This is a genomic window from Franzmannia pantelleriensis (assembly GCF_900102875.1).
Taxonomy (GTDB): Bacteria; Pseudomonadota; Gammaproteobacteria; order Pseudomonadales; family Halomonadaceae; genus Franzmannia; species Franzmannia pantelleriensis.
In genome coordinates, this window is the sequence record NZ_FNGH01000019.1 from 1 (window position 1) to 24,975 (window position 24,975).

At 53.3% G+C, this 24,975-nt stretch carries 25 protein-coding genes; 3 read left to right on the forward strand and 22 right to left on the reverse strand.

What is annotated here, in order from left to right; translation table 11 throughout:
• The 10 genes from BLT16_RS18895 to BLT16_RS18930 all read right to left on the reverse strand — a co-directional run.
• A partial coding sequence (locus BLT16_RS18895; protein ID WP_143025035.1) for a transposase occupies positions 1–279 on the reverse strand: 279 nt, incomplete at its 3' end.
• A 109-nt stretch (positions 280–388) separates the two neighbouring features.
• The gene (locus tag BLT16_RS18900) at positions 389–964 is read right to left on the reverse strand and encodes a hypothetical protein (RefSeq protein ID WP_245701771.1); all 576 of its coding nucleotides are present in this window, start codon (positions 962–964) and stop codon (positions 389–391) included.
• A gap of 167 nt (positions 965–1,131) precedes the next feature.
• On the reverse strand, positions 1,132–3,183 hold the full coding sequence (locus BLT16_RS18905; RefSeq protein ID WP_176817281.1) for an AAA family ATPase: 2,052 nt from the start codon (positions 3,181–3,183) through the stop codon (positions 1,132–1,134).
• A gap of 2 nt (positions 3,184–3,185) precedes the next feature.
• Positions 3,186–3,626 carry a hypothetical protein gene (locus tag BLT16_RS18910; RefSeq protein ID WP_089660442.1) on the reverse strand — a complete coding sequence of 147 codons (441 nt, stop codon included), beginning with the start codon at positions 3,624–3,626 and terminating at the stop codon, positions 3,186–3,188.
• Positions 3,627–3,628: 2 nt separating this feature from the next.
• Entirely contained in the window at positions 3,629–4,552 is a 924-nt protein-coding gene (locus BLT16_RS18915; protein WP_089660444.1) for a hypothetical protein, read from the reverse strand.
• A 461-nt stretch (positions 4,553–5,013) separates the two neighbouring features.
• Positions 5,014–6,141 carry a PIN domain-containing protein gene (locus BLT16_RS18920; protein WP_089660447.1) on the reverse strand — a complete coding sequence of 376 codons (1,128 nt, stop codon included), beginning with the start codon at positions 6,139–6,141 and terminating at the stop codon, positions 5,014–5,016.
• A 101-nt stretch (positions 6,142–6,242) separates the two neighbouring features.
• Complete coding sequence (locus BLT16_RS20725; protein WP_143025096.1) at positions 6,243–6,995, reverse strand: LUC7 domain-containing protein; 753 nt, start codon at positions 6,993–6,995, stop codon at positions 6,243–6,245.
• Between the two features lie 174 nt (positions 6,996–7,169).
• A complete protein-coding gene (locus BLT16_RS20730; RefSeq protein WP_143025097.1) occupies positions 7,170–7,907 on the reverse strand; it encodes a hypothetical protein in 738 nt (245 codons plus the stop codon).
• Between the two features lie 892 nt (positions 7,908–8,799).
• On the reverse strand, positions 8,800–9,228 hold the full coding sequence (locus BLT16_RS18925; protein WP_089660537.1) for a fosfomycin resistance glutathione transferase: 429 nt from the start codon (positions 9,226–9,228) through the stop codon (positions 8,800–8,802).
• 298 nt (positions 9,229–9,526) lie between these two features.
• A complete protein-coding gene (locus BLT16_RS18930; protein WP_089660449.1) occupies positions 9,527–10,096 on the reverse strand; it encodes a bactofilin family protein in 570 nt (189 codons plus the stop codon).
• Positions 10,097–10,347: 251 nt separating this feature from the next.
• Here BLT16_RS18930 and BLT16_RS18935 point away from each other — a divergent pair, with 251 nt between their 5' ends.
• A complete protein-coding gene (locus BLT16_RS18935; protein ID WP_176817282.1) occupies positions 10,348–10,836 on the forward strand; it encodes a bactofilin family protein in 489 nt (162 codons plus the stop codon).
• Between the two features lie 70 nt (positions 10,837–10,906).
• On the opposite strand, the gene trpC is transcribed toward BLT16_RS18935, so the two are convergent.
• From trpC to BLT16_RS18950, 3 genes are read right to left on the reverse strand one after another with little or no spacing between them, the layout of a single operon-like run.
• Positions 10,907–11,713 (reverse strand): indole-3-glycerol phosphate synthase TrpC, encoded by an 807-nt coding sequence (gene trpC, locus BLT16_RS18940; protein ID WP_089660453.1) that lies wholly within the window; start codon positions 11,711–11,713, stop codon positions 10,907–10,909.
• A 36-nt stretch (positions 11,714–11,749) separates the two neighbouring features.
• On the reverse strand, positions 11,750–12,769 hold the full coding sequence (gene trpD, locus BLT16_RS18945; protein WP_089660455.1) for an anthranilate phosphoribosyltransferase: 1,020 nt from the start codon (positions 12,767–12,769) through the stop codon (positions 11,750–11,752).
• A 13-nt stretch (positions 12,770–12,782) separates the two neighbouring features.
• The gene (locus tag BLT16_RS18950) at positions 12,783–13,376 is read right to left on the reverse strand and encodes an anthranilate synthase component II (RefSeq protein WP_089660456.1); all 594 of its coding nucleotides are present in this window, start codon (positions 13,374–13,376) and stop codon (positions 12,783–12,785) included.
• Positions 13,377–13,780: 404 nt separating this feature from the next.
• On the opposite strand from BLT16_RS18950, the gene BLT16_RS18955 reads away from it, so the two are divergent.
• Both BLT16_RS18955 and BLT16_RS18960 read left to right on the forward strand, forming a co-directional pair.
• Positions 13,781–14,539: a type IV toxin-antitoxin system AbiEi family antitoxin domain-containing protein gene (locus tag BLT16_RS18955; RefSeq protein ID WP_089660459.1), complete on the forward strand. Its 759-nt coding sequence runs from the start codon at positions 13,781–13,783 to the stop codon at positions 14,537–14,539.
• Entirely contained in the window at positions 14,532–15,464 is a 933-nt protein-coding gene (locus tag BLT16_RS18960; protein WP_089660461.1) for a nucleotidyl transferase AbiEii/AbiGii toxin family protein, read from the forward strand. Before BLT16_RS18955 ends, BLT16_RS18960 begins: the two co-directional genes overlap by 8 nt.
• Before the next feature lie 83 nt (positions 15,465–15,547).
• Here BLT16_RS18960 and BLT16_RS20735 read toward each other — a convergent pair whose 3' ends face one another.
• The 9 genes from BLT16_RS20735 to BLT16_RS19000 all read right to left on the reverse strand — a co-directional run.
• On the reverse strand, positions 15,548–16,396 hold the full coding sequence (locus tag BLT16_RS20735) for a hypothetical protein (RefSeq protein ID WP_143025098.1): 849 nt from the start codon (positions 16,394–16,396) through the stop codon (positions 15,548–15,550).
• A 40-nt stretch (positions 16,397–16,436) separates the two neighbouring features.
• Entirely contained in the window at positions 16,437–16,637 is a 201-nt protein-coding gene (locus BLT16_RS18965) for a hypothetical protein (protein WP_218124473.1), read from the reverse strand.
• Between the two features lie 61 nt (positions 16,638–16,698).
• Entirely contained in the window at positions 16,699–17,124 is a 426-nt protein-coding gene (locus BLT16_RS18970) for a hypothetical protein (protein ID WP_089660463.1), read from the reverse strand.
• Positions 17,125–17,189: 65 nt separating this feature from the next.
• Positions 17,190–18,191, reverse strand: a complete 1,002-nt coding sequence (locus BLT16_RS18975) for a tetratricopeptide repeat protein (protein ID WP_245701773.1) — start codon at positions 18,189–18,191, stop codon at positions 17,190–17,192.
• The gene (locus tag BLT16_RS18980; RefSeq protein ID WP_245701774.1) at positions 18,191–19,246 is read right to left on the reverse strand and encodes a tetratricopeptide repeat protein; all 1,056 of its coding nucleotides are present in this window, start codon (positions 19,244–19,246) and stop codon (positions 18,191–18,193) included. The genes BLT16_RS18975 and BLT16_RS18980 overlap by 1 nt, the downstream gene beginning before the upstream one ends.
• A complete protein-coding gene (locus BLT16_RS18985; protein WP_089660465.1) occupies positions 19,192–20,196 on the reverse strand; it encodes a tetratricopeptide repeat protein in 1,005 nt (334 codons plus the stop codon). The genes BLT16_RS18980 and BLT16_RS18985 overlap by 55 nt, the downstream gene beginning before the upstream one ends.
• A gap of 23 nt (positions 20,197–20,219) precedes the next feature.
• Positions 20,220–23,474, reverse strand: a complete 3,255-nt coding sequence (locus BLT16_RS18990; protein WP_143025099.1) for a hypothetical protein — start codon at positions 23,472–23,474, stop codon at positions 20,220–20,222.
• Positions 23,471–24,298, reverse strand: a complete 828-nt coding sequence (locus BLT16_RS18995) for a DUF4123 domain-containing protein (RefSeq protein WP_176817283.1) — start codon at positions 24,296–24,298, stop codon at positions 23,471–23,473. Before BLT16_RS18995 ends, BLT16_RS18990 begins: the two co-directional genes overlap by 4 nt.
• On the reverse strand, positions 24,283–24,975 hold a 693-nt coding region (locus BLT16_RS19000), incomplete at its 5' end, for a bacteriophage T4 gp5 trimerisation domain-containing protein (protein ID WP_422717942.1). The genes BLT16_RS19000 and BLT16_RS18995, both read right to left, overlap by 16 nt.

Genomic DNA, 24,975 nt, shown 5'->3' on the forward strand with positions numbered 1-24,975 from the left:
CTTGAAGATGATGTTGGTTTCACAGCACCATTGCATCTCGCGGCTGGAGGTGATCCCCTTGGAGTAGGCGAACAAGATGATTTTCAGCAGGATGGCGGGGGCATAGGCAAGCCGACCCGTATCGTGGTTGCGGTATTGGGGATGGAAAACCGACAGGTCCAGCTTGTGTTCGATCAGATAGTGCACGGCGTGCTCAAAGGTGCCGGGCTGCAGCTGGTCCTGGTAGTTGATCACCACCATGGCGTTCTGATCATGGTTGTAGGGCTTGAAGCGGGGCATGCTGACCACTCCTAGGCTGTTTTCCCGATCCTACCAAAACGGCGTGGGCTGTGGGCTTTTTCTACAGCCACAACGCTCGCATCAGCCGCTTGTCGGCTGCATGCGCTTGCTAGCAATTTACTATCGGCTCAAGTTTACCCTTCGCTTCTTCGAACGCCCGGATTATATGCCTTCTGAGGTAAATTCCTTTCGACCCAAAGAAAAAGCAAATGTCGTCATCATATAGCGATTCTTGTTCGAAGTCACCTATTTTCAATAATTTTGCTCTACCAAACGCCACATTGAACGTGGCTTTCATATTACCTTTTTCGATGTAGTGATTATCCGAATCCGGGTGACAAAGTGCGTCTCTGACGTACTTGATCAGATCACTAACATCATTTATCCGCCCTCCTACGGGAACATCATCTTTAAAAGCTATTCGGGAAGAGTATTTCTCGGCCTTATACATCAAGTCCCTAAGTGAAATCAGCAGTTCGATGAATGCCGCTCTCATCAGTACATGCGATGAGTTTTTCGGATCGAATATTCCACAGTCTAAAAGCTCTTCAATTCGTCGAAGAGACCCTTGAATGTCTGACTTATCAAAAAAGTCCATTATCACCTCGGGAATCCGATGGATTGCTAACGACTTGGCTTTGCGGCGCACCGGAGCAAAAGCGCAGGTGCGTCCGACAACAGCCACTTGTTATACGTGTTTTGCACCACCATCGCCATGTCCACATCCGGCCACAAACAGACATTAAATTAAGAGCCCGCCTCGGAATTCACCGGAACATCACGAATATTGAATTTAATTCAATATCTTTCACATTCACATACCATCCGAAAACATTGAACCAAATTTTTAATCTATAGTTTTTTAAGTAATTTTTCACCGACTTCAATAAGATGAAAATCAACACCTTTTGTTTCCGCTTTAAACACTTCGTCATTTTCATCGAATGAGGCAGCGACAATGCTCTGGAGCCCATCCAAATTATTTAGTTGCTTAAACATGGCGTTAACACTCGTGTCTCTCATTGAATGTTGACCTGGTTCGTCAAATGCGATCAACCCTACATGGTTTCCTTCTTTCATCTTTGATACTTCATATATTGAAATGAGATACGACCAAATAAGTCTCACAAAATCACTAGCAGATGAATCACCCTTAATATCAGTTCCGATTTTCGTTGGTTCTTTATTAATCTCTCTTAGTGTTAGCCCAGACAAAATAGGTAAATACGTATCCCTATCAATCTCTATATCTTTAGTTTCTGCGCTTCTATATCCGAAGTCCTTGGCCAACCTTTTAAATGTTGATTCCCATAAACTAATTTTTTTATTATCCGACCCAGACAAATAATCTTTCGGAAGCTTTGACCTTTTCCGCTTATTTTCAACAAGCTGTTCAGTAATTAATTTCAGTTGCGATTTGACTTCATCAACATTGGCGTCTGCATGCATGAGGTCTTTGATCTCGTCTTCGAGCCTGATTTGATTTCTCAAATCAGATACTGATATATCACTAACTGAAGACATGTCCTTTTTTATGCCTATTAGTTCTTCCTTTTTTCTTACCAAGTTCTCTTCAACTTGACGATATTGCCTGTTCTGCTTTTCAATCAACCTTTCAATGCCTGATATGTAATTTTTCAGCATTTTTTCTTGCTTGGTCAAATAGTCTATATTTTCGCCAATACTCATTGGTTGAATATGAGTGTCGGCAAGCAAGAGAGAATCATCAACTACTTGATGGCAAGTGGGGCAAGAATCATTTGCAGAGGAAAGCAAATAATCTGCGCCTAGCTTTTTAATCTTTCTGGCGGCTTTATTTTTTTCCAGGTCAGACTCGACATCGATAACAGCTTCTTTGTACTCTTTAATTAATGATTTGTTTACGTTAGTTTCTGAAATAATAGTTTCCAGTAGAGTATTTAGTCGGGCGACCTCATTTGATGCATTTTGCATTTTATCAACTAGGTCTTTCGGAGCATCATTAAATTTATTGGCTTGCTTTTTCTCGATTTCTAATATTTTTTTGTCAACCAGCGAAATGTAAGCCGATAACGGAATTTCTTCTTCACCTTGAATCTTATGTATAGATACGAGTTTTTCATCAAAGTCGGTGACAGGTTTAGGTGGTATACCTTTTATTGATACTCCTTTATTGTCTTCTATCAGGCGCGCTTTCGTTCGTTTATGATCCCATTTTCTATTTATATCGACAGCTTCGATATTGATTAGATTTCGATTTCTATCATTTTCGAAAACATCAAGACCGAGCAAATATTCTACGACTTTATTCTTGGCATCCTTAATCCTAAAGTATGGAATATTGGCAATATAATCAGTCCAGCCACGTTTTTGCTCGACTAAAAATGCTGAAAATAGCGTTTGAAGATATAGTTTTACTTCACTTCCCGAGGTGCTAGGGATTATTGGAAGCTCATAGCCAATAAATTCTTCCATTACCCTAAAAAAACCAACATCACTATTAGTCGCAGACCCTCCATCATGAATATAAGTAGGTTGAACCCTGTAGTTGTCATATTTTTCTGTGAGGTATTTTCCTTCAATTATCTCGATCAGCTTGTCACTTTTGTCGGATGTAATTGATCGCTTTAGTGTAATGGTCTTACTATTTTTATTTTCTAGCTCCAATGCTACGAAAGAACTAATAATAGGGGAATTGGTTTTTCCTTCAGGGATATAGCTCTTGAGGGCGTAAGGTAGAACTTTACTTCCTCGTCCACCCAATATTTCTTCCATACCAAGGGCGTATATCATTGCGTTGTAAAGCGTACTCTTTCCAGAAGAGTTGTTGCCCCTAATAATGTTTAAGCCACTCTTAAAATTGCAAGAAAAACCATAATCATCTTTCTCGGTTTTTATAGAGATTTGCAATGCATTGATTTTCACTATTATCCCCAAGATTCGCTGACTTTTAATATCATTCTTTCAGTTATTTTTTTGCCAATCTTCTCCAAGTAATTTTTATCTTCGACCATAAGCTCATTCTTCAATATATCACCCAGAAAATCCTTCCCCTTCCTCTCTAGAGTAATACCACTAGAGTTTTGTGTAACCAATTTTTCCGCGACTGCGAATTGAATTGCTGCATTTAATGAAGGATCTAACCCCCACACATCAATGTCTAGCGTTCCTGTTTTCGAGGCCGACAATAATGCTTCTTTTCGTTTATCATTTTTTAAAGCCCAGTTAAACAGGTGGAGTCTAACTATACTGCTTTTTCCTCCTCTAGAAGAGATCATTAAAACCATTAAAAGCTGTGACACCTTGTATAATGGTCGGTACTCTGCAAAAATCGGCATTGGCTTTCTGTTGAAAGTGAGTTTAGTCATATTTATTCAAAATCCAAAGGACATAGCGCTATCCATTTTGACACCATGTGATTTGAAATTGCTCTTTGGTCTGTGCCACTTATATCAGGAAGCTCTTGTTTTATTCGCTCAAAAAGACCCTCTTTAACCTTTTCGACTAGGGTGTTGGCGTCAGCCTGCCACCATAAGCTGAGTTCCGATACTTCATCTTCGTATTGACTAATAATTCTTACAAGATGATAGTAAATTTTCGGTGCATTTTTTTCGATGTTTTTCAACGTCGGTTCACCCTCAAGCCACAGTTTAACAGTCAGCTCATTTAGCTTTTTTAATTTTGAGTCGTTTTTCTTGTCATCATAATCGCATCGGACTTTATTTTTTCTTTCGATGTTCTTCTCATAGTCTGTAAGTTCATCTTCACCATAATCGAGATGTAAGTCTGATTGGCTATCAAAGAAAACCAGTTTTTCGCCGTTGATTTGATTGATTTTTATAAACTCAGATGAAAAAAAATCCCCATCTTTTATCAAAACGGTAAAGTCTTCATCCAAGATAGAAATATTATTCAGCTTAATTTCATTTTGCTTTTTTTCTGCGTGCTCTAGAAGCTTATTGTTATTTATTTCTGGCGTTACAAACACCCATTGCTTAATCTTTGTATCACCCAGTCTCGCCGCAAGGTTAGATTCGTATTTTTTTAACTTATCTAGGTCGTTGGTTATCTTATCCCTTTGTTTCTCGTAAAGTTCTATTTGCGTATATTCTTTCTCAGGGCAATAACATTGAAATGCTAGGCCTGTCTTTTTTGTAAAGCCCTCGATCCCATAATCTCCAGGCGATGAGGCCATTTCTTGATAACCATCTTCTCCATACTTTAGTTTAAAGGCTTGCTGACATAGGTATTCCCATGTGTTGCCATCATGCGTTCCATATTTTGTTTTGATCATAGAACGTCACTTCCTGTGATGACATCCTTTCTATTTCCAATGAAATCTATCAAAAAAACAACTCCCCATATTACAACCTTTAAATGATCATATAGCGAAAAATGGATGAGATTACGATTATTCTGCATGGTCGTCGCTTCCAGTGGAGATATCTTTTAACTTTTGAAATCTTATGTTCAGAGCATCTGATTAAATCACGGACATAAGCGTAACTCTTTCCGTCACGTAGAAACCCCTCAATATCTCGGTGTAGTTTTTTACTAATAGGGCGACCACGGTATTTCCCTTCCTTTTCAGCCTTTTTTACTAGCTCTGCTTGACGCGCTCTCAATATAGCTCATCAATGTCGCTTTGGTTCGTAACCGGGCTTAGTACGACCATCGTATAACGCCAGCCAGCATGCGCGGCTACGGAATGGAGGCGAAGCCGCAATGTAGTAGACGTCGCCGTGACTGGCCTTGTTATACCCGTTGCTCTTCGCTCCACCAGTCCGGTTCGATCTCACCAAAATCGACTTCTTTCGGATACGAAAGGAGTTCAAATCCAGTCAACTCCACTTCATGCTCTCCTTGAGAGAAGTCGCCCTCAAATGTCAGCAAAACCTCCGATTCGAATTCAATCGTCTCGGAAGCAGAGGCATCACCGATAGTGACATAATCCTTATCGATAGAGTCCCGAACAGACAAGGAGAACGTGGTCGAAGCCGTAGCTGTGATATTAATCTTTGCCTCGATAATTAGTAATCCATCTTGGCCTTGGACTGGCTGCAACAGAGCATTACCCGCTTTGTCTGTCACAAAATCGAAATCCTCTAATGAAACCTCGACAAAATCTGGCTCATAGAAAAATTGTGAATTAGCTTCTGGGTATAGATCCATCTCCCCAACGGCCTCGCTCAAGTACATGTGCAACAAATCAAGCAATTCGTCCGGATGCCCTTGAGGAAGGGTTTTCGAGATTTCTGAACAGAATTCAATAGCATCCGACGGAGGTTGAAATTTCGAGATGGCTTCAGCCAGATCTTCAAGCAGATCGATATATTCAGACTCATCAGCAAAGCGCTTCCAATCCGCATCCTTCGCTACAGCCAAGATCTTACAGCCATGCTCTTTCGCCCAAGACTCAAGGGAAAGTAGTGCAATCGCATCCGGGAACTCATTCTTTTTGTTACCAGAAGCGGCGAATGGAGGTTCTGACTGAAAATACCTCCCAATGATTTGCCCCAGATCCACTTTACCAGCAGCGGGAATAATTTCTGCTCCTGTAGCCGCTACAAATGCCTTTAAGCGCTGTTTAGCTACTTCTCCATCATCCAGCTCAGGAACCAGAGCCTCCCTAGCCAGCGTGACTTCATCTTCCGATACTGAGAGATGTTTTTTGCTCTCACGCAGAGCTTTGAGAACTTGTTCCCTCGCGTCAGCTGCCTTTTTCCTCAGATGGCTGTGCACTTCTCGTACAACAATCTCTGATAAAACGAGGTGCGAAGGTCGGCCGTTGAATTGCTCAAGAGTTTTGAGAATTCCAGACTCGAGCCCCAACCCTTTCTCATCAAAAATTGAGGTATCTATTGTAATTGCACCATAGTCCATTATCTGGCTCGATCTCTATTTAGGTATAACGCTTGCAGCACGCGCGCCCTTGTAATGAAGCCGAAGGCGCAATGAAAAGGGCGTCGCTGTGACTGCACTGGTTATGGATTGTTCTTTGCCACGTAGTTCACTACATATTGCCCTGATTTCAACAACCCTTCATAGCTTTTCAAATGTACATTGAAATCGCTTGTCTTCCCAACCCCTGACGTAATAATTACGTCGTCCCCATCTCCATAGGGCGATGATTCAATTTCTACCGAAAGATCGGGAATTTCCTCGAACGGAGGTAAAAACTTACCTGTTGCAGTAGCAATTTTTACCGGACGCGTAACTTCGATAATCAATTGTCCTTCCTTGATTTTTTTATCGTTCTTAGTTGTATTTTGAGTCAATTCAACAGCAGGCCCTTTATCTGCCGAGGGAAATATTGAGCGAACTTTTGCGTCAAACAGCGAGGTGTTTAGATTTTTTAGTTGATTCTTCTGAAACTTCAATAGTTCCTCAAACTTTTTCTCAATATCTTCAGCTTCTGGCTTCCCTTCCCCAAGGGTTGATATTTGTTTGCGCAACTCTTCTATTTTATCATTTAAGTCATCGATCTGTTCCGGAGATTCATTTGTTCCAGAACCATCGACCCAGTATCCAACAGCCCTCCTCACAATCTCTGTGATGTCACTCTGAATCCCAGAAATGCTTGTTTCCACCCGAGAAACAGCCTCATTAGTTTTTTCGGAGACTTCACTAGATTTCATATAGAATTGCCAAGAAAGCCATCCCAAAAAAGCTGAGATAAAAAACGCTGCAATCGCTAACGCAAAAGAGAGAATTGAGAACAGGTCAATCGTGTACATTCTCGCAGGACTCCCTTCCGTATCACCGCCGAAAGCGGCGCCACTTATAAAAGCTAGCAAGAAAAAGCAAAGTTTGATCACTCTATATGCCCTCATAGAAATGCATAACGCCCGCGTAATGGGCTGGTTTGGAGCGCCAGCGGAAAACCAGTCCCGATTGACGCGTTTGTTAGCTCATGCATGGGTATGCCTAAAAAATCTCGGTGGTTCTGCAAGCCTCTTATTATTTGCTCGTTCTACCGCAATAAAACTGCCAACCAACGCGGGAACTACAATCGCGATCAAGCCATATATTCCCAGACCGAAGAAAATTTCTACATCCCATGAGAAAGAAGTTTTAAGCCAGCTTGGTAGCATAACTAAAAGTAGAAGAGCTAAGCCACAACCAGTCATCATTCCCATTTTACCTATTTCTGCACGTTCATTTCTTGTTAATCCTGGAATGACCTCGGCATGACACCCCAAACATACGGACTTTCCTAGTGGAACTGTCGTGCCACAAAACGGGCAGCCCCAACCCACAATGATATCTTCTTCATTCTCTGGAGGTAGTGGCAAGTTTGCTTTTCGCCCTTTGTTATGATCATCAGCCTCCCGCTCTGCATCTTTTTTCCATGATACGAGCAGCTCAACTGGATAATTTAAATAATCTGTATCGATGAAATCAGCACATCTGCGGCATAGCCATATTCCATTAACTGCAGATTTTCTCTGCTCAGGTGTAAGCCTCGGGTTATACCTTGGGCCTCCAGGAGCCGCCGCAGCAATATGCGCAGCCACGCCTGTTTTTGTCGCTTTTTCTGGATCTGTATTAGGTCCCGATGTAAGGACTCGACAATCCGGATTAGAGCAATGATTGCCAGCTCGATTTTGCAATACTTGTTTAGTTTTTTCTGAAAAATTATCTCTCATGAGCTAGAACTAAAATCCTTTCTATTGAGCTAACGCTCTTGTTCTGGCGCCAAGGTGAACTGGCGCGGGGGTTGCGCCAGCAAGCCCCGTGACAGTTTGCCTTGGTCGCTCAGGAACAGTTTGTTAGCCGTCATACGTGATTTGCCGCGGAGCCACAACATGTACAGAACAGATCTATATCGATCTCGCACAAAGTTGCCGGCTGCCCCATACCTGCCTCTGTTAGTACGTAAAGCATATGTCCGCCTGTCGCTGGCAAAGCAAAATTCACCACAGACGTTGTGCGATGCTTAAGCTTATTCAGTGACATTCCTAGCGTGAGTACACTATTTGGAGTAGTGGAAGGAAGGGCGCCTTGCCCAGGGGTCAAGTTCTGAAACCAACTCTCGTCAGGAGCTGATAGCGGTGAACAAATCCTTCCAACAGCAACTTGTAGTGCAGAATCTAGAGGGGACCCTGCCCAGTTTGCAAGGTTCTTGGCTGCGTCGCGCTGTCTTAGCAATTCATTCTGTATGTAGTCGAGTTCAGCAAATGCCTCTTGGCTTGTCTCGAATGCGTATTGATGTTCGCCGGACTTCCAGCTACTCCTGAATCCATGTGATGCATTGCCAACTTTGCGAATAGAATCACGAAGGTTCCTTGGCGCTTTGCCGTTGAGATCTACTAGGAAGTCAATCGGTCTTTTGGTCATTTTCTCTATTCTCTCATGGGGTGGGGCTCGTACGAGGCTAACAGGTATTAGACTGCCTTCTCATTTTTTCACTTGAACGCGCCGGCGCGTTCAAGAGTCTTATCTAGCCTACTGCTTTGCACCTAACCCATTGATATGTCTTGTAGCTAAGCATACCAGGCAGCCTATACAGAATTCGCGAGCGCGCTGCATTTGCCGGTTTCAATCATCCTTTTGCTGTTGAACAAACCACTCCAACCCGTCGTAGGGCCATTCCCTGAGGGCCGCCAAGCGGCTATTGAGGTCGCCGGAGTGGATTTCGAGCTTGTGCCCATCTGGGTCGAGGAAGTAGAGGGAGTCCCCTTCGCTGCGGTTGTGCTTCCAGATGGTGGCGTTGCTGGCACGGATGGCGTCTGCTGCGTCGTTGAAGGTTTGGCTGGGTACGGAAAAGGCCAGGTGGGTGTAATCAGGATGGGGAGCGATGCGTGCTTTGTTATCCAGCGAGAGGCAGATCCAGTCGTCGCCGGCTTGCAGGTAGGCGCCGCGCGTCCATTTAGCGATGGGCTTGAGGCCTAACACCCCGGTATAGAAGGCGAATGCACGCTCAAGGTCGCTGACGGCCAAGGTGACGTGGTTAATACCGGTGATCAATGCCATCTCCCTGTCCATGGGCAATCGTTAGGCACGCTACCGCCAAGGCCACTGCATGTCGTTTTATGCGGTAGTCCCGTGCGTACAACTTGTTCTATCCAGCCGTCTCAGCGGCCTTAGGGATTCATACTAGGCGGGATGGCTCTTGTCGGCAAAACGAATCAGGCGCCACTTATCAACGCAGTTCGTGGCTTTGCACTGGGTTAGTGATGGGTAAGTAATGGCTTACTTGCACGGAAACGGGCAGCCTGGGCTGCCCGTTGTCGGTGGTGCTAGTGGCGCTGTAGCCGTTGTTGGCTCAGCTGTTCTCTTCGCGCTGTGTTTCCGCTTGGGCGGATTCGTCGGCGTCGTCATCGTCGATTTGGGGCTCGGCGTCGTGCTGGGCGTAAGACTGGGGTGCCGGCGTGCTGACGCTGCCGCCAAAGGCGGCGCGCAGGACGTCGTTTTCGGCGTCCATATCGATGTTGCCCTGGAAGACGGCGCCGTCCTCGAGTACCAGGCAGGGGGTAATGATGGTGCCGGTGATCTGCGCGGTGTGGTGAACGGTGATCTTGTGCGAGGCGATCAGGCGCCCTTCTACGCTGCCGGCCACGTTTAGCGTCTGTGCGACGATATCGCCCTCTACGCGACCATCGTTGCCGATGCTGACGGTGTTGCGCTTGAACTCCACCGTGCCCACTACCTGGCCGTCGATGATCAGTTCCTCCTCGCCGACGACGCTGCCTTCGATGCTGGTATGGGCGCCGATGGTGGCCGGGCGTCCATTACCGCTGCGCGGCTCGTCCCTGCTTGGGGCGGTGTATGACGAAGCGGGAGGCGACACCGTATGGTCGGCAGGAACACTGGTGGGCTTGTGCTTGCTGAACATAGGGAAAGGCTCCGGGTAGCGTAAGGGGGAACAATGCGATGCTAGGAGTATTGCCGCATCGGGGTAAGAGCAAAGGTAAGAGTAGCCCTTGAAAATGGCCGTTAGTCGTGTTTTCTGCCCCTCGCGCTCGCCGCCTATACTGACGCTGGGCATCTTACTTCTATCAAGGGGCAGCTATGGGGGGCGGAGACGCGTTATTCATCGCGGGCGTAGTGGCGCTCATCCTGATCATGCTGGATGGCAAGCGGCGTATGCGTAAGCGTGCCGTCGCCAACCAGGCCTCTCCCCCGCACGCTTCCCACCAGCATCAACTCGCCCCGCCCGTGGAGCCCGCCACGCCGTCGCTCCGGGCCGAGCAACCCGCCAAGGCTAGCTTACCGACGGCGCCCCTGGTGGCGCCCACCCAGCGCTTGTCGGCGCCCGACGGCAGCCTGATCGGCGAGACCCTGCGCATTGCAGGCACGGTGCACGCCCGCCAGCCGCTGGTGATCCACGGCACCATCGAAGGCGACGTCGAGGCGACGGAGCAGCCTGTCACCATCACCGAGACGGGGGGCGTATCCCGGCGCATCGAGGCACGGCTGATCAGCGTTGCCGGGCGCGTCGAGGGCCTGCTGGTGGCTACCGACCAGGCCATCCTGCTGCCCAGTGCCCGGGTCAGCGGCAGCATCGAGGCGAAGCGCATGAAATGCGCAGAAGGCGCCTGGCTGACGGCCAAGGTTCGCGTAACGTCGCGCTAGGCGCGCCTTCCTCCCATAACGCACAACGGGCAGCCTGGGCTGCCCGTTGTTGGTGCTGCTGGCTAGCCGTTTAGAAGAACAGCCGCCGCAGGGCTTCGCCGGGGTCCTCTTCGCGCATAAAGGCTTCGCCGACCAGAAAGCCGTGCACGTCGTGCTCGCGCATGCGCAGTACGTCGTCGCGGGTGTGGATGCCGGACTCGGTCATCACGGTGACGCCTTCGGGGATTTGCGACAGCAGCTCGAAGGTGGTCTCCAGGCGGGTGTCGAAGGTGTGCAGGTCGCGGTTGTTGATGCCCACCAGCGAGAGCTCCAGGCGCAGGGCGCGCTCGAGCTCGCGCTGGTCGTGCACTTCCACCAGCACGTCCATGCCCAGTGCTTCGGCCTGCTGGTAGAGGTCGAGCATGCGCGCGTCGTCCAGCGCGGCGACGATCAGCAGGATGCAGTCGGCACCGATGGCGCGGGCTTCGCTGACCTGGTAGCCGTGGGTGATGAAGTCCTTGCGGATCACCGGCAGGTCGCAGGCTTCGCGGGCTTCGATCAGGAAGTCTTCGTGGCCCTGGAAGAAGTCGGCGTCGGTGAGCACCGAGAGGCAGGCGGCGCCGCCGGCCTGGTAGCTGGTGGCGATCTCGCCGGGGCGGAAGTCTTCGCGCATCACGCCCTTGGAGGGCGAGGCCTTCTTGATCTCGGCGATCACTGCCGGGTCGCCGGCCTCGATGCGTTCGTCCAGCGCCTTGATGAAGCCGCGCGGCGCGCTCTGGTGGCGCGCCAGGGCCAGCAGGTCGGTCTCGGTCACCGCCAGGCTGCGCTCGTGTACTTCTTCGTCCTTGCGCGCCAGGATCTGCGCGAGGATGGTGGGCATGCCCTGTGTGGTTGTCATGTCGCTATGTCCCCGTAGCAGCATTGCAGGGTGCCGTCAGTCGGCAAACACCCGGGTGAAGTCGGCCAGTTCTTTCATCTTTTCCCGCGGCAGTCCGGAGGCCTGGGCGTCCTGGGCCATGGCCACCCCTTCCTTCAGGGTATCGGCAATGCCGGATACGTAAAGGGCGGCGCCGGCATTGAGGGCGACGATATCCGCCGCGGGGCCGTCGCCGGCCAGGGCCTCGTGCACCAGGCGCAGGCTGTCTTCGGCGGTGACCACCTTGAGCGGCGTCAGCGCCTGGCGCTCGATGCCGAAGTCTTCGGGGGCAATGGTGTACTCGACGATCTCGCCCTCCTTGAGCTCGGCGACCCGGGTCGGCGCGGCCAGCGAGATCTCGTCTAGGCCGTCCTCGGCGTGGACCACCATCACATGGCGGCTGCCCAGGCGCTTGAGCACCTCGGCCATCAGCCGCACAAGATTGGGGTCGTAGACACCGAGCAGCTGGTTGGGTGCGCCGGCCGGGTTGGTCAGCGGACCGAGGATGTTGAACAGGGTACGCACGCCCATCTCGCGGCGCGGGCCGATGGCGTGGCGCATGGCCTGGTGGTGCATCGGCGCGAACATGAAGCCAACGCCGACCTGGTCGATGCAGCGCGCCACCTGCTCGGCGTCGAGCTCGATCTTGATGCCGGCCACGGCGAACAGGTCGGCGCTGCCGGAGGAAGAAGAGACGCTGCGGTTGCCGTGCTTGGCGACGTGGGCGCCGCCCGCCGCGGCGACGAAGCTGGAGGCGGTGGAGACGTTGAACAGGTTGGCGCCGTCGCCGCCGGTGCCGACGATATCGACGACGTTCTCGCCGTGCACGCTCACCGGGGTCATCAGCTCGCGCATGACCTGGGCGGCGGCGCTGATTTCTTCGGCGCTCTCGCCCTTCATGGAGAGCGCAATCAAGAAGCCGCCGATCTGGGCGTCGGTGGCCTCGCCGGTCATGATGGTGCGCATTACCGCGTGGGTCTGGTCGAACGTCAGGCTCTGGCCGCGCATCACGGCGTCGATGGCCTCTCGCATCTGCATGGGGCTGTCTCCGTTAGGCGCGACGTGAAAGAAAGTTCTGCAGGAGCTCGTGCCCCTGGCGCGTCAGGATCGACTCGGGGTGGAACTGCACCCCTTCGATGTCCAGTGTCTTGTGGCGCAGGCCCATGATCAAGCCGGGGGTGACGTCGCTGTCATCCACCCAGGCGGTCACTTCCAGGCACTCGGGCAGGGTCTCGGCAGCCACTACCAGGGAATGATAGCGGGTTACCTCCAGCGGGTCCTCGAGGCCGGCGAACACGCCGTGGCCGCCGTGACGCACCCTGGAGGTCTTGCCGTGCATCACCTGGGGGGCACGCACCACCTCGCCGCCGTAGACCTGGCCGATGGCCTGATGGCCCAGGCAGATACCGAGGATCGGCAGCTTGCCGGCGAAGTGCTCGATGGCGGCCATCGAGATGCCCGCCTCGTTGGGCGTGCAGGGGCCGGGAGAGACCACCAGATGGCTCGGCGCCAGCGCCTCGATCTCGTCGAGGGTGATGGCGTCGTTGCGGTAGGTGTGCACCTCGGCCCCCAGCTCGGCCAGGTACTGCACGACGTTGTAGGTGAAGCTGTCGTAGTTATCGATCATTAGCACGGACGTGGCCATGACTCTGTTTTCCCTATGGTGTGTGCTGTCGCTAATCGGCGCCGTTACCCAGTGTTCTCAGGGGCCGCGCCAGCCGTGCAGGGAGTCAGCAGACACAAAAATGCCGCCCTGACGGCGGCATTTTTCACTCGTCAGCGTGCCGCCCCTGATCAGGAGCGCCACCACTGGCGAATACGGCGTGTCGGTTGAAATCGGATCATCACAGAATCATGCCGCCGAGGGGCGCCGGGTGTCAATGCTGGGAGGCCGGGGGCCAGTAATCTGGCATGTCTTGCTGAGCAGAGCCGGCCTTCGGGACCCTCACTTGATTAGATTTTCACGCCAAATTCAATCATGAGGCTAATTTCCATGCATCTCTCTGTCTCTGCGTAGCGCATGATTAGTTACTGCACTATATTTAAATCATGAGTGGAAATACTAGACATCAGGTAATCAAGCGTTTGTTGACGGAACTGCCCCGTGGGGCACCGTTCGACCTCGCCATGCTCGAATCCTTCGGCGTGTCGCCACAGTTGGCCGCCCGCTACGCGGAGAGCGGCTGGCTGGTGCGCCTGGCGCATGGCGTCTATGCCTTCCCGAATGACGACTTCGACGTCAGCGGCGCCCTGCAATTCCTGCAGAAGAGGGTCGCCGGCCTGCATGTGGGGGGCAAGAGCGCCTTGGCGATGCAGGGGGTGAGACACAACCTGGCCTCCCGGGAAACCCTGGTGCTCTGGGGTGACGCGCGTTTTGCACTGCCAGCCTGGTTCACCAAGCGATTCCCGGCACGGTACGTCAACGCCAGGCTGTTCGATTGGCCCGATGACGCGCTCGCCGACAAGACCCTGCACACACCACCGGGACAGGTGGAAAGACTACGGGTAGCCGTACCGGAGCGTGCCGTTCTGGAACTGCTCTACGAAACTGGCACCCGGGAAAGCCTCGAAGAGGCCCGCAACTTGTTCGACGGCCTGCGATCACCGCGTAAGGATGTACTCGGGCGCCTGCTGGCCTGCTGTACCAGCGTCAAGGCCGTGCGCCTGTTCCTGACTTGGGCACGGGAGACTGGTGTGGCCGACGTCGATGCGCTGCTGGAGCAGTACCCGGTACGCACCGGCAGCAACAAGCGCTGGATGAGTCGTCTCGATGACGGCACCTTACTGAGCCTGAACCCTCATGGATAAACATTACGCAGACACCGTCCGCCTGCTGTTAAGCATCGCTCCCGACGTGTTCGACAACGACATCTTCGCCATGAAGGGCGGCACCGCCATCAACCTGTTTCTGCAGGATATGCCCCGCCTGTCAGTGGACATCGACGTGGTCTACCTCCCGTGGCAGACGCCGCGAGATGAAGCGTTGCAGGCCATTAACGAAGAGCTGGCCGCCATCGCGCAGCGCGTCGGACGTCTCGGTGTGCAGACCCGCCTGATCCGCAGCAAGGATCTCGGAGACACCAAGCTGATCGCGGAGAACGAGACCAGCCAGGTGAAAGTCGAGGTCAATGTGGTGTTTCGCGGCACCGTGCTACCCGTCGAACGCAGTACCTTGAGCGCCCAAACCAGCGATCTGTTCGGCGTCGAGTTCGAAGTGCCGACACTGGCCCCGGACGAGCTCTATGCCAGCAAGCTGGTCGCCGCCATGGATCGCCAGCATCCTCGGGATCTGTTCGACGTCCTGCAATTGTTCGAGACAGGCAGCCTCACCGACGCGATGGTCGAGTGCTTCGTAGTCTATCTGGCCGGGCACAACCGCCCGACCCATGAAGTGCTGTTCGGTAACGACAAGGACATCGCCAGCGAGTATGAGCGCGCCTTCGTTGGCATGACCGAGGAGGCTTGTTCGCTGGAAGCCCTGCTTGATACCCGTGCCCGACTGCGCCATGAACTGCCGCGACGGCTGAGTGATGCTCACCGACAGTTCCTGAGCGGGCTGACCCGGGCGCAGCCCGACTGGTCACTGCTGCAATGTCCGCATGCCGAACAGTTGCCGGCCCTGCGTTGGAAGCTCGCCAACCTGAACACCTTTCAGAAACGTCGTCCGCAAGACTTTATCGCGCAGGCTGATGCTCTTGATGTAGGGCTGGCCGCCTCCCCCTCCAGGGACTGAGGCATGGTGCCTGACGATACCTTCAGTATTGGGCCTGGAGAGACACCCAGTATCTATGAACCCCGGGGCAATTCACATGACAATTATTGAATCTTCGCAAATTCCCGTATGGCCTCAACATCACTATAACTGAGAGTAATATTAATCTCAGGCTGGCTTATCATAATAGATGCACCCTCTTTAAGATAATCAATAAGTTGTAGACCACCAAGTTTCACCACCACATCTCTCGACACGGACCTAGTATAATTCAAGCAGTCGTCATCCTCAGCTACAATTGCAGTTTCTAAGCTATACTTAATATCCTTTTTTCTTATTTCATCGGACTTCACACGCCTACGCGCTAAAACCAGGAACTCAGCCTCAAGGAAGGCTGCATAGAAACGATTTTTCATATACGCCGGAGAAGCAGAAAACCCGGGAAGATCAGATAAGCATACAGCACCTATATGTCGAGGGGCTTTATCTAAAAACATTGATTTCACATATTTTTCCAATAAATGAAGCTCTTCATTACTCTTTCGGGTCGCAGCAGGCGGCTCTAAATCTTGATTGCCATAAGATCCTAGTATTGGTAAGTAACGGATCCACTTAGCGTATAGTGGTGACAAAAAAACACACCCACTAATCATACCAAAAGCCATCGGATAGGCCTCTGGCGGAACCGCCCTTGGTGCGACTTCCCTTGCTCTTTCCCATGCAGCGTCGGAGCCCCCTACATCAAGTAATGTAACTAAAAAAACGAATACGAAAAGCGTCAAAATGGCAGGCAGGATTGATAGAGAAGCCGCCACTAATTTTCTCCATAGCGGTACACCACGGCCACTTAAAAACTCACCATCCAGACGTGACCATATAGCCATGGGATAGCCAAGCACGCCTATCATTATGGGTACTGAAATTATAAAACCAACGATAACATCAAAAGCCATTTAAACTTCTCAAAACGTGTTAGTGGTAAGGGTGACCTAGTCACTGGTAAAAAGTATCCAGCTTGTCCTGATGCTCGTGCACCTTCTGCGCGAAGGTTTCATCGTCCATATCCCGCCAGTAGCGCGGCGGGCGCCCGCTGCGCCGATCATGTTCCAGTGATGTGGGATCGAGGGGGCGGAACTCTTCCCACAATGGCGTATCAGGCAGCGGCTGCGAGGTGTCCATATAGCGCTGCAACATGCCACAGAAATTCGCAAATACGGCCATCCCTATAGAGAAATTCAACAAAAAAATAGAGTATTCAAATTTTGTTTGACAACGCTGAAATTCGACCGTCAAATTCGGCCATCAATGTCTCACGATCATCTTTGCTCAGCATGCCAATGTATAGGGTACGCTTCTTATTTTTCCCGCCACGCTCATGGAAAAACTGCACCTTACTGCTACCGACTCTTTCCAGGTTTTTCATATCTGCATAACGAAACTTCATCGACGGAGAAATGGGACTTTTCTTGAACTCCACAAACTCTTCGCAAAATTTAAAAACTTTGTGATAATGATGAAACACTCCAAGAACTATAGATATAGCACCAATAGTTACAAGAAAGAGCCGCATTTCCATCGGTAGAGGAGCCATCATCAGTGAGTAGATGATAAGAATTACGCCACCTATCGGCTGCACCAACCTATCAACTGACTTAGCCCTGTATGAACTAGAATTTTCCATCAACAACCACTCCGATTCACATCAACTTAGTAGTTACTTGCATAACAAAAATCATCGCCATGACATTAACGTCCATGAGGCCCAAAAAACTTCATTGGAAAATAGGAGAGAGGTGGTTCGCGATTGAGCCACTCCTCCATCATGTGCTCACCTTCTTCACGATGTTCCACAGTCACATCATCACTGTCACCGTAATATCTCAGCGCACTTTCGACGTGCATATTCGGCGCTTCCTCATTAACTGCCAAGAGTATGGCCCAGCCCTTTCCAGGCTCTTTCTCCACTTGGCACATACCGTTATTCTCTTCGTCCGGCTCTATGTAGCAATAGGCAAGCCACTGCCTGGCGTTAATATGCCCTCCCTCAGAAGCCTTCAGCATCCACTCCCAAGACTCATCATAATGACCTTGTTCGTTCAAGAGACGTGCAAGAGCGCTCATAGCTCGTGGATAACCAGCTTCTGCAGCCCTTCGAAACCACGGCTCTGCAGCCTCCAGACGTTCAGTTTCATCTGAATAGGCAGTCCGATCATCTTGTATTCGCTGCCCCAACCTGTGCTGTGCTTCCACATTCCCCTCTTCAGCCGCTTGCTTCAGCCATTTCAGAGGGGCCGAGGGGTATCCAAGGGTGGCGTACACTGGATAGAGTGCAAACATAGCGTCGGCATCTCCTGACTCGGCCATGGGCAGGGCGGAATGAAGCGCTGCTTCACCCCAATCCTCACCATTAGCTGGGCAGATGTCCTTCCTTTCGCAGGCACCGCTCGATCGTAAGCGGAGCATCGCGTATGGGTCACCATGCTGAGCGGCGCGGTGATACCAATCTAGAGAAGTCTCCCCCCTAGTAGCTTCTCCAAGATAATACATCGAGTCTACATCGCCGGCTTCGGCTGCAGCTTCTAAATAGGGAATACTAGCTTCATACTGATGGGCACTATATAGTCGTACCCCTGCCTCCTTGGCAGTTTGAGCCTCTTCATCCAGCGCCCAAGCTGAAGACAACATTAGCGTTGTTAACGTCAGCCCCGCCATCATGCTCTTGGTGATTGATCGCATAGGTAAAAACATCAGGGTCCAAATTTTTCGGGGAAGTAGGAAAGCGGAGGCTCGCGGTTAAGCCATTCGTCCATCATAGCCTCACCCTCTGCGCGCTGCTCGGCGGTAACCTCTTCACGATAGAACCTCAAAAATCGCTCGGAGGATGTTCCTGGAACCTCTTCATTGATGGCAAGAAAAATAGCCCAACCTTTAGCGGGATTCTCTTTCACATTACACATTTCGCTTTCTGCAGGATCAATATAGCAAGTTGCTATCCATTGACGAACATTAATATTACCTGCATCAGAGGCCTTTACAATCCACTCCCATGCTTCTTGAAACTCCCCAAGACTATTTAAAGTAGCTGAAAGATAACTCATTGAGGGGGCATGTCCGGCTTCCGCCGCCATACGATACCACGGCTCCGCAGCTTCCAAGCGCTCGGTATCGCTGTCGTACTTCTCTTCATCGCTACGCGCTAATCGGCCCAGCCAGTTCATCGATTCAACGTTGCCCGCCTCGGCAGAGCGCACGAGCCATTCCATGGCTTTTTCTTCGTCGGGATCTTCAACGTAGTAATAAATATCGTACAGCGCACCCATGGCCTCGGAGTCACCCGCTTCTGCCTTGGGAAGCGTCATCTCCAGGGCTGCCTGGGGCCAGTCATCGCCATTCGCTGGGCATACATCACCAAGCTCACAGGCACCGCCATCGAATAGCCGTAGCATTGCATAGGGATCGCCATGCTGCGCCGCTTTGTGATACCACTCTAAAGCCGCTTGAGTCATCCCCATATGACGTAGACGATACGCCTCGCCCAGGTAGTACATTGCCTCTACGTCGCCAGCTTCTGCCGCTTGTTCTAAATAGGGCATGCTCGCCGAGCGTTGGTGAGCATTGTATAGCCGCATGCCTTCCTCTTTGGCAGCTTGTGCTTCTTCGTCTAGCGCCAAGGCCGCAGGCGACAACAGTGTCGCTAGTGTCAGCCCTGCTAGTGAGGTCAGTGAACTTGATCGTTTTGGCACCAACATTAATAACCAAATTTTTCGGGGAAGTAGGAAAGCGGTGGCTCGCGATTTAGCCATTCATCCATCATAGCCTCACCCTCTGCGCGCTGTTCTGGAGTGACACTTTCCCCATAGACTCTTAGTAATCTTTCAGAAGATGTACCTGGAGCTTCTTCGTTCATAGCTCTTAATATAGCCCACCCTTTAGCTGGATCTAAGTCAGGTGCTGAACGACATAAGTTCATATCTGCCCCTCTGGGCTCGATATTACAGGCAGCCAGCCAACCACGCCCATTAACATGCCCTGCTTCTGAAGCCTTGACTATCCATTTCCAGGCCTCTTCATGCTGATCTAGATGATTTAATACAGAGGCGAGATTATTCTTAGAGGGAGCATAGCCTGCTTCCGCCGCCTTACGAAACCATACCTCCGCCGCTTCTAGGCGCTCCGTATCGCTGGCGTACCCTTGTTCATCGTTACGGGCCAACTCGCCCAGCCAGTTCATGGCGTTAACGTTGCCTGCCTCGGCAGCACGGTGTAGCCACTTCATCGCCTCGTCTTCATCGGGGTCTTCAACGTAATAGTAGATATTATAAAGCGCTGCCATGGCTTCAGCGTCACCCGCCTCGGCTTTGGGTAGGGTAAGCTCCAAGGCCTCCTGGGGCCAGTCGTCACCGTTTTCAGGACAGACATCTCCCAGTTCGCAAGCACCTCCGTCAAACAGCCGCAGCATAGCGTAGGGTTCACCGTGTTGCGCGGCTTGGTAATACCAGTCCAACGCGGCTTGATTCATGTTTCCCATCACTAACCGACGATTGGCTTCACCCAGATAATACATAGCCTCTGCATCGCCCGCTGCAGCGGCCTGCTCGAGAAAAGGGATAGCAGTGTCTGCCTGGCGAATACCGTACAGTCGCATGCCTTCCTCTTTGGCTGCTTGTGCCTCTTCGTCCAGCGCCAAAACAGAAGGTGACAACAGCGCTGTTATTGTCAGCCCTGCCAGTGTGGTCAGTAGGTTTGATCGCATACCTTATTCCTTAGTCAGCGGTTTTACTCAGTAACACACACTTCCGTTGCGAGCCCTGCGACGTAGCGGCGGAAATCTCTCTTTGACGCTGGTACTTGGAGGTTATCTGTGGCCGAAATCCTCTCCATAAATCCCTCCAAGTCGCGTTTACGGCGTTGGTAGGCAAAGCCAGGATCATCATGCCATGGTTGGCCAGTCTCACTCATACGAATGAGCGCTTTGGCAAACAGGTATTGTGAGGGCGTGGGGGCTTCTTTGCTAAAACGACACAGCGTCCCATAAACACCGGTCGTGACACCCTCCACAATCCAGCCTAGGCAGTTGGCAATAGCGATCTGCTGGAAGTCCAGCGCTTGCTGGCGATTAAATGACTGAACGCTGCCACCGCTTCTACCTCTGCGCGGCCCCTCTACTGCAAATTCTTGCGGCTCTCGGATGAGAAGGAACAACAAAGCTCCTAGTGCCTCCGGTGTTAACTGCTGCACCCACGAGGCTATCTGTTCACCGCGCCCCCTATCACTCGCATTGACGATTTCATACGCAATCGGCCCCGCATTCTGTCCACCGGTCATGGCGCTGTACAGCCGCTCGATACCAGCCTTGCCGCGGGCGGCGAGAAGGCCGACATTGAGCAGCGTGGTGGTGGCCAGATAGCCAAGCCAACTCATGCTTTCATAAGCCTCTTCGTCGATCCACTCGGGCTTGACGTAGTTGTTGTCTACCATGGCGCGGTGGAGCATCGCCAGCCATAGGTCGAGGCTGTCGATATCCAGCTCGACGGAGAGGCTGCCCCCAGCGCCCTTGCCGATCACGACACGCGCCGCCACGCGCAGCACGAACTTGCCATTCTGGATGCCCAGTGCGAGGCCAAGCTTGCCCCCCAAGCCTGCAGCAACCTCGCCGCCTAGGGTGGCCGTGCCAAGGCCTCGCCATCCCGTCAGCGACTGGCTGGCACGCTGCATGTCCATATCGGAGAGTGCGGCCCGGCTGGGTAGGATGCGCTGCAGGTTTTCGGGAGGCTCCCAGCTCAAGGCACAGCGGCTTTCGATACCCAGTCGAGCACCGGCAAAGGCTTCCAAGGTCGGACCTTCGGCTTCCCGCTTTGCCCAATCGACCCCAGTGATGCTAAGCCCATCGTCGTCCAGGGAGAAACCCGTCTCGGCAGCAAGCGCCAGGCTGGCTCCGGCAAAGCCCTTGGCAACGGCATCGAGTACCAAGGCATAGCGGCCCAGGTCGCGCTCTTCATCACGCTCCGATAGGGTCGCCATCACCGAGCGCGCCTGCTCTTCCCGGGGCAGCACCAAACGGCCCAACGGTAGCTCGCCACGGGCGAGGCTAAAGGTGCCCTTGGCTTCCCAGCGGTAGGTGACATCAGCCGAGGGGCCGTTAGGGTCGTCGTCATCGAACTGCCAATCGCCATCAGGAGTGTTCTTGATGGCCAGCTCATCGCGCCGTGTAGTGCTCAGTTCACTACTACCGCCGCTGCTCATTTCAACGTCGGCATCGAAGAACGTCAACGTCGGCTGCTGGGCAACAACCTCCCAAGGGGTGTCGCGGTCGCCCTCGTCGCGCCCCTCATTGAGGTCATAGCGGGCCATGCCTACCAGCCGCATCATCTGGGCCTGGGCACTGGCATCAAAGAGCCTGAGCTGTTCTCGGCTCGGCCCCATGAACAGGAGCTTCTGTAGCGCCTTCCCCCATGCCTCCTTGCTGTCCTCGTCGAGGGACTCCACCTCGTGGCCCTGTTCTTCGAGGTAGGCGAAAAAGCGCTCGGGCTGAAAGAATCCCAGCGGCTCATTGTGCCAGTCGGGGCGGTGCTCTATTGCTTCACATCCGCGTCCTTGTAACCACTGCGAGAGTGCCGTTTCGGGCGCCTCCCACAGATGGGCCGGGAGCACGCCATCGGCATTGATGGCAGCATCGAGCCGCTGCCGCTCGCTGGCGCTCACGGCCGGGATCAGTTGATAGAGGCTGAGATGGCTGAGTGATTGCTCCGCTTTCGGTGAACTGAACTCGCGAAGCGGGAAGTCACGCCGTACCAGAAGCTCGATCTCGCGCTTCTGATACCCCATGGCATGGCGGTCATCGTCGATATCGGTATGCCAGATCAGCACCCGACCAGGCGTCATCTTATTGACGGCCTGATCGGCTTGCTTGAAGAGATCGGCCAGTGACTCTTGCAACGCCTCGTACTGACGGCGCTCATCCTCGAACAGAAAGATCGGCAGTTGGGCATGCCCAGCGGTACCGGACTCCCATTCGCTGAGCTTCTCTTCCACCGCTTGGTGTAACTCGACGCCCTCCTTGAGCGCACGGCAGTAGTCATCGAGAGCCTCGACCCCTTCTTCCATAGACCCCGGCGGCGACAACGCCAGCTCTGGTGTCGCCACCCCCAGGGAAGCCAGCGTCAGGATGCTGTCCAAGTAGTCCTTATACTTACTCTCCTGTTGCGCCGCGAGCTCCTGAACATGGCCTACAAAACCGCACGCCTGCGCCGCTTCTTCGGGAGGGTTGGATTCGCATAATTCAATGAAGGTTTGATACTCGGCAAGCACCTCTTGCAACGAGAAAGGCGTGGGCTCACCGCCGCTCCCCGGGTTGAAGTGGTACTGCCGCTGCGCCTCGGCTCGGCACGTCCGATAGGTTTCCAACGCGCGCTCGATTTCGGCTTCCCAGGGGCCGTAATAGCGCTCGCCCTCAAGGTGATAGCCCGCTTCCTGTGCACGATTCAGGCCCTGGCGGTAAAGGCGCCGAAGCTCTTCTTCCAGGTCATATGCCTCGGGACTGATGCGCCGACTGATCCAACGGCTCAGCGCCACTGGCGCCGAGTGGCGCCATAGCAGCTGCATGAGCGTGCGCTGATGTGCGATACGCTCTTCCAACGTCGATTCTTCAGCCGCTGTGATCTCCACCAGCCGCTCGAAGCACTCTTGGAAGCGTGCCCGCTCGGCATCGTCGAGGAAATTCTCGGCTCTGGTCGGCAGCAGGCACTCCATCAGCCCCGCCTCTTCGTTGAGCAACCGCAGCCGCTCGTCGGCATCCTCTTCTTGCGTCCACGCCTTAAGCTGTTCGGCAGCCTCTAGCAACGTATCGGAGACATCCTCGGTCAGCAGCCAGAACGTGTGGGTCCCCGGCAGGTAGAGAATATCGGCCCAGCACTGCTCTTCGCAGACATGCTGTCCAGCGGATTCGACGTTGCCGCCCTCTTCATCGGGCGCGACGTACACACCGATCATGATGGGATCGTCCGGGGTGGGGATACGTGATCCTGCACTCATGTCAGGCTCTCCAAGGCATGGACTTTCTTACGCGGGGGAAGCGACGCGACAAGCGTCTGCTCGACCGCCGAGGGGAGGAGATCATCGGGCTGGCAGATCATCTCTAGCAGGCGTCGCAAGTGATCGGCACGGGTTATCCCGGCGCGATTCAACCGTGCGAGCCGCGCCAGCCACGCCTCTGGCAGTTCGTATAGCGGCGTCTCCGTAGTTCGACTCAACCACCAAGCGCCGGGGGCCGCACGCAGGGCAGCCTCTCCCTCTCGGGTCAGCGGCAAGAGCTCATGCGCCACCTCACTTTCAGCCAGCTCGTGCCAGGCGAGCCAACGCCGCTGCGGTGTCGGTGTAACGACTCGACCTAAGGGGGCAAGCCACGCTGGCAGCGACGTGTCGGGAAGCGTCGCCAATAGCGCCGTCCAGGCGGCGGGGTCCTGGATATTGATCAGCGACTGGCCGCCGTGGGGGTCGTCAAGCACGAACAGGCGGCGCAGATGATCGGCCAGGTCATCCAGCCTGGCGTTATGCGCTGGCTGGAAGCTCCAGCCCAGGCGCTGCTCCCGGCATAGCGCCTCACCGTGCTGCCAGGCCTCGCTGCCGACCTCGAGTTCGATCAGCCAGGGGCTGGCGTCGATCAGCGGCGCCAACGGCGTGGTGGCGAAGAGCGTGACGAAGTCGTACTTGCCCGGTTTCCCCAACAGGTCAGCACTGGCCTCGGGGTAACGACGCTGGTCGAGGACCAGATAGGCGGGCCGCGGAGCGTCGACCCAGGAGGCCAGTTCTCCCGTCCCTCGCGTGCGTTCGGGGAGTCGCGTCAGCCAGCCAGACATGGACAGTCCTCGCGGCTGCATTGGGTGTCATTGATCTTGCCGCACAGCGGCATCAGGGCGGCCTCGCTCAGTTGGAAGTCCTTGAGCTTGGGCAGCGAGGTGGGCGGTATCGCCTCATGCGCCTCCGCCACCGCTCTACCCGGCAGCAGCGGCGTTTCGGCGGCTTGGCCTGAGCCCGCAGCGGGGCTGCCGCCGGCGTTGATCTTGACGCTGGGGCCGCTGATGGTGACGCCGCCGCCGTCGAGCTTGAGGAAGCTGCCCCCGGCGTTGAGGGTGAGTTCGCTGCCGGCGTCGAGCACGACCTTGTGACCGGCCTTGATGTGCAGTTCGCGGCCGCTCTCGGTGAGCCAGGCCTGGCCGGCCTTGACGTGCAGGGTGCCCTGGACGATCAGGTGCTGGCTGCCCTCGGTGTGCTCGTGGCGCTGGCCGTGGACGCTGTGGTGGTCGTCGTTGTCCACCTCACTGATACGGTCATTACGAATGCTGAGATAGCTGTCGTTGCCGATTGCCTCGGTGCGGTCGTTGTTGGTGAGCAGTTCCAGGTCTTTCTGGGCGTGGAGCCAGATCTGCTCCTGGTCTGCCTGGTCTTCGAAGCGCAGCTCGTTGAAGCCGTCACCCTGGTGGCTCTGGGTGCGGATCACGGTGCGCGTCTTGTGCTCGGGCAGCGCGTAGGGCGG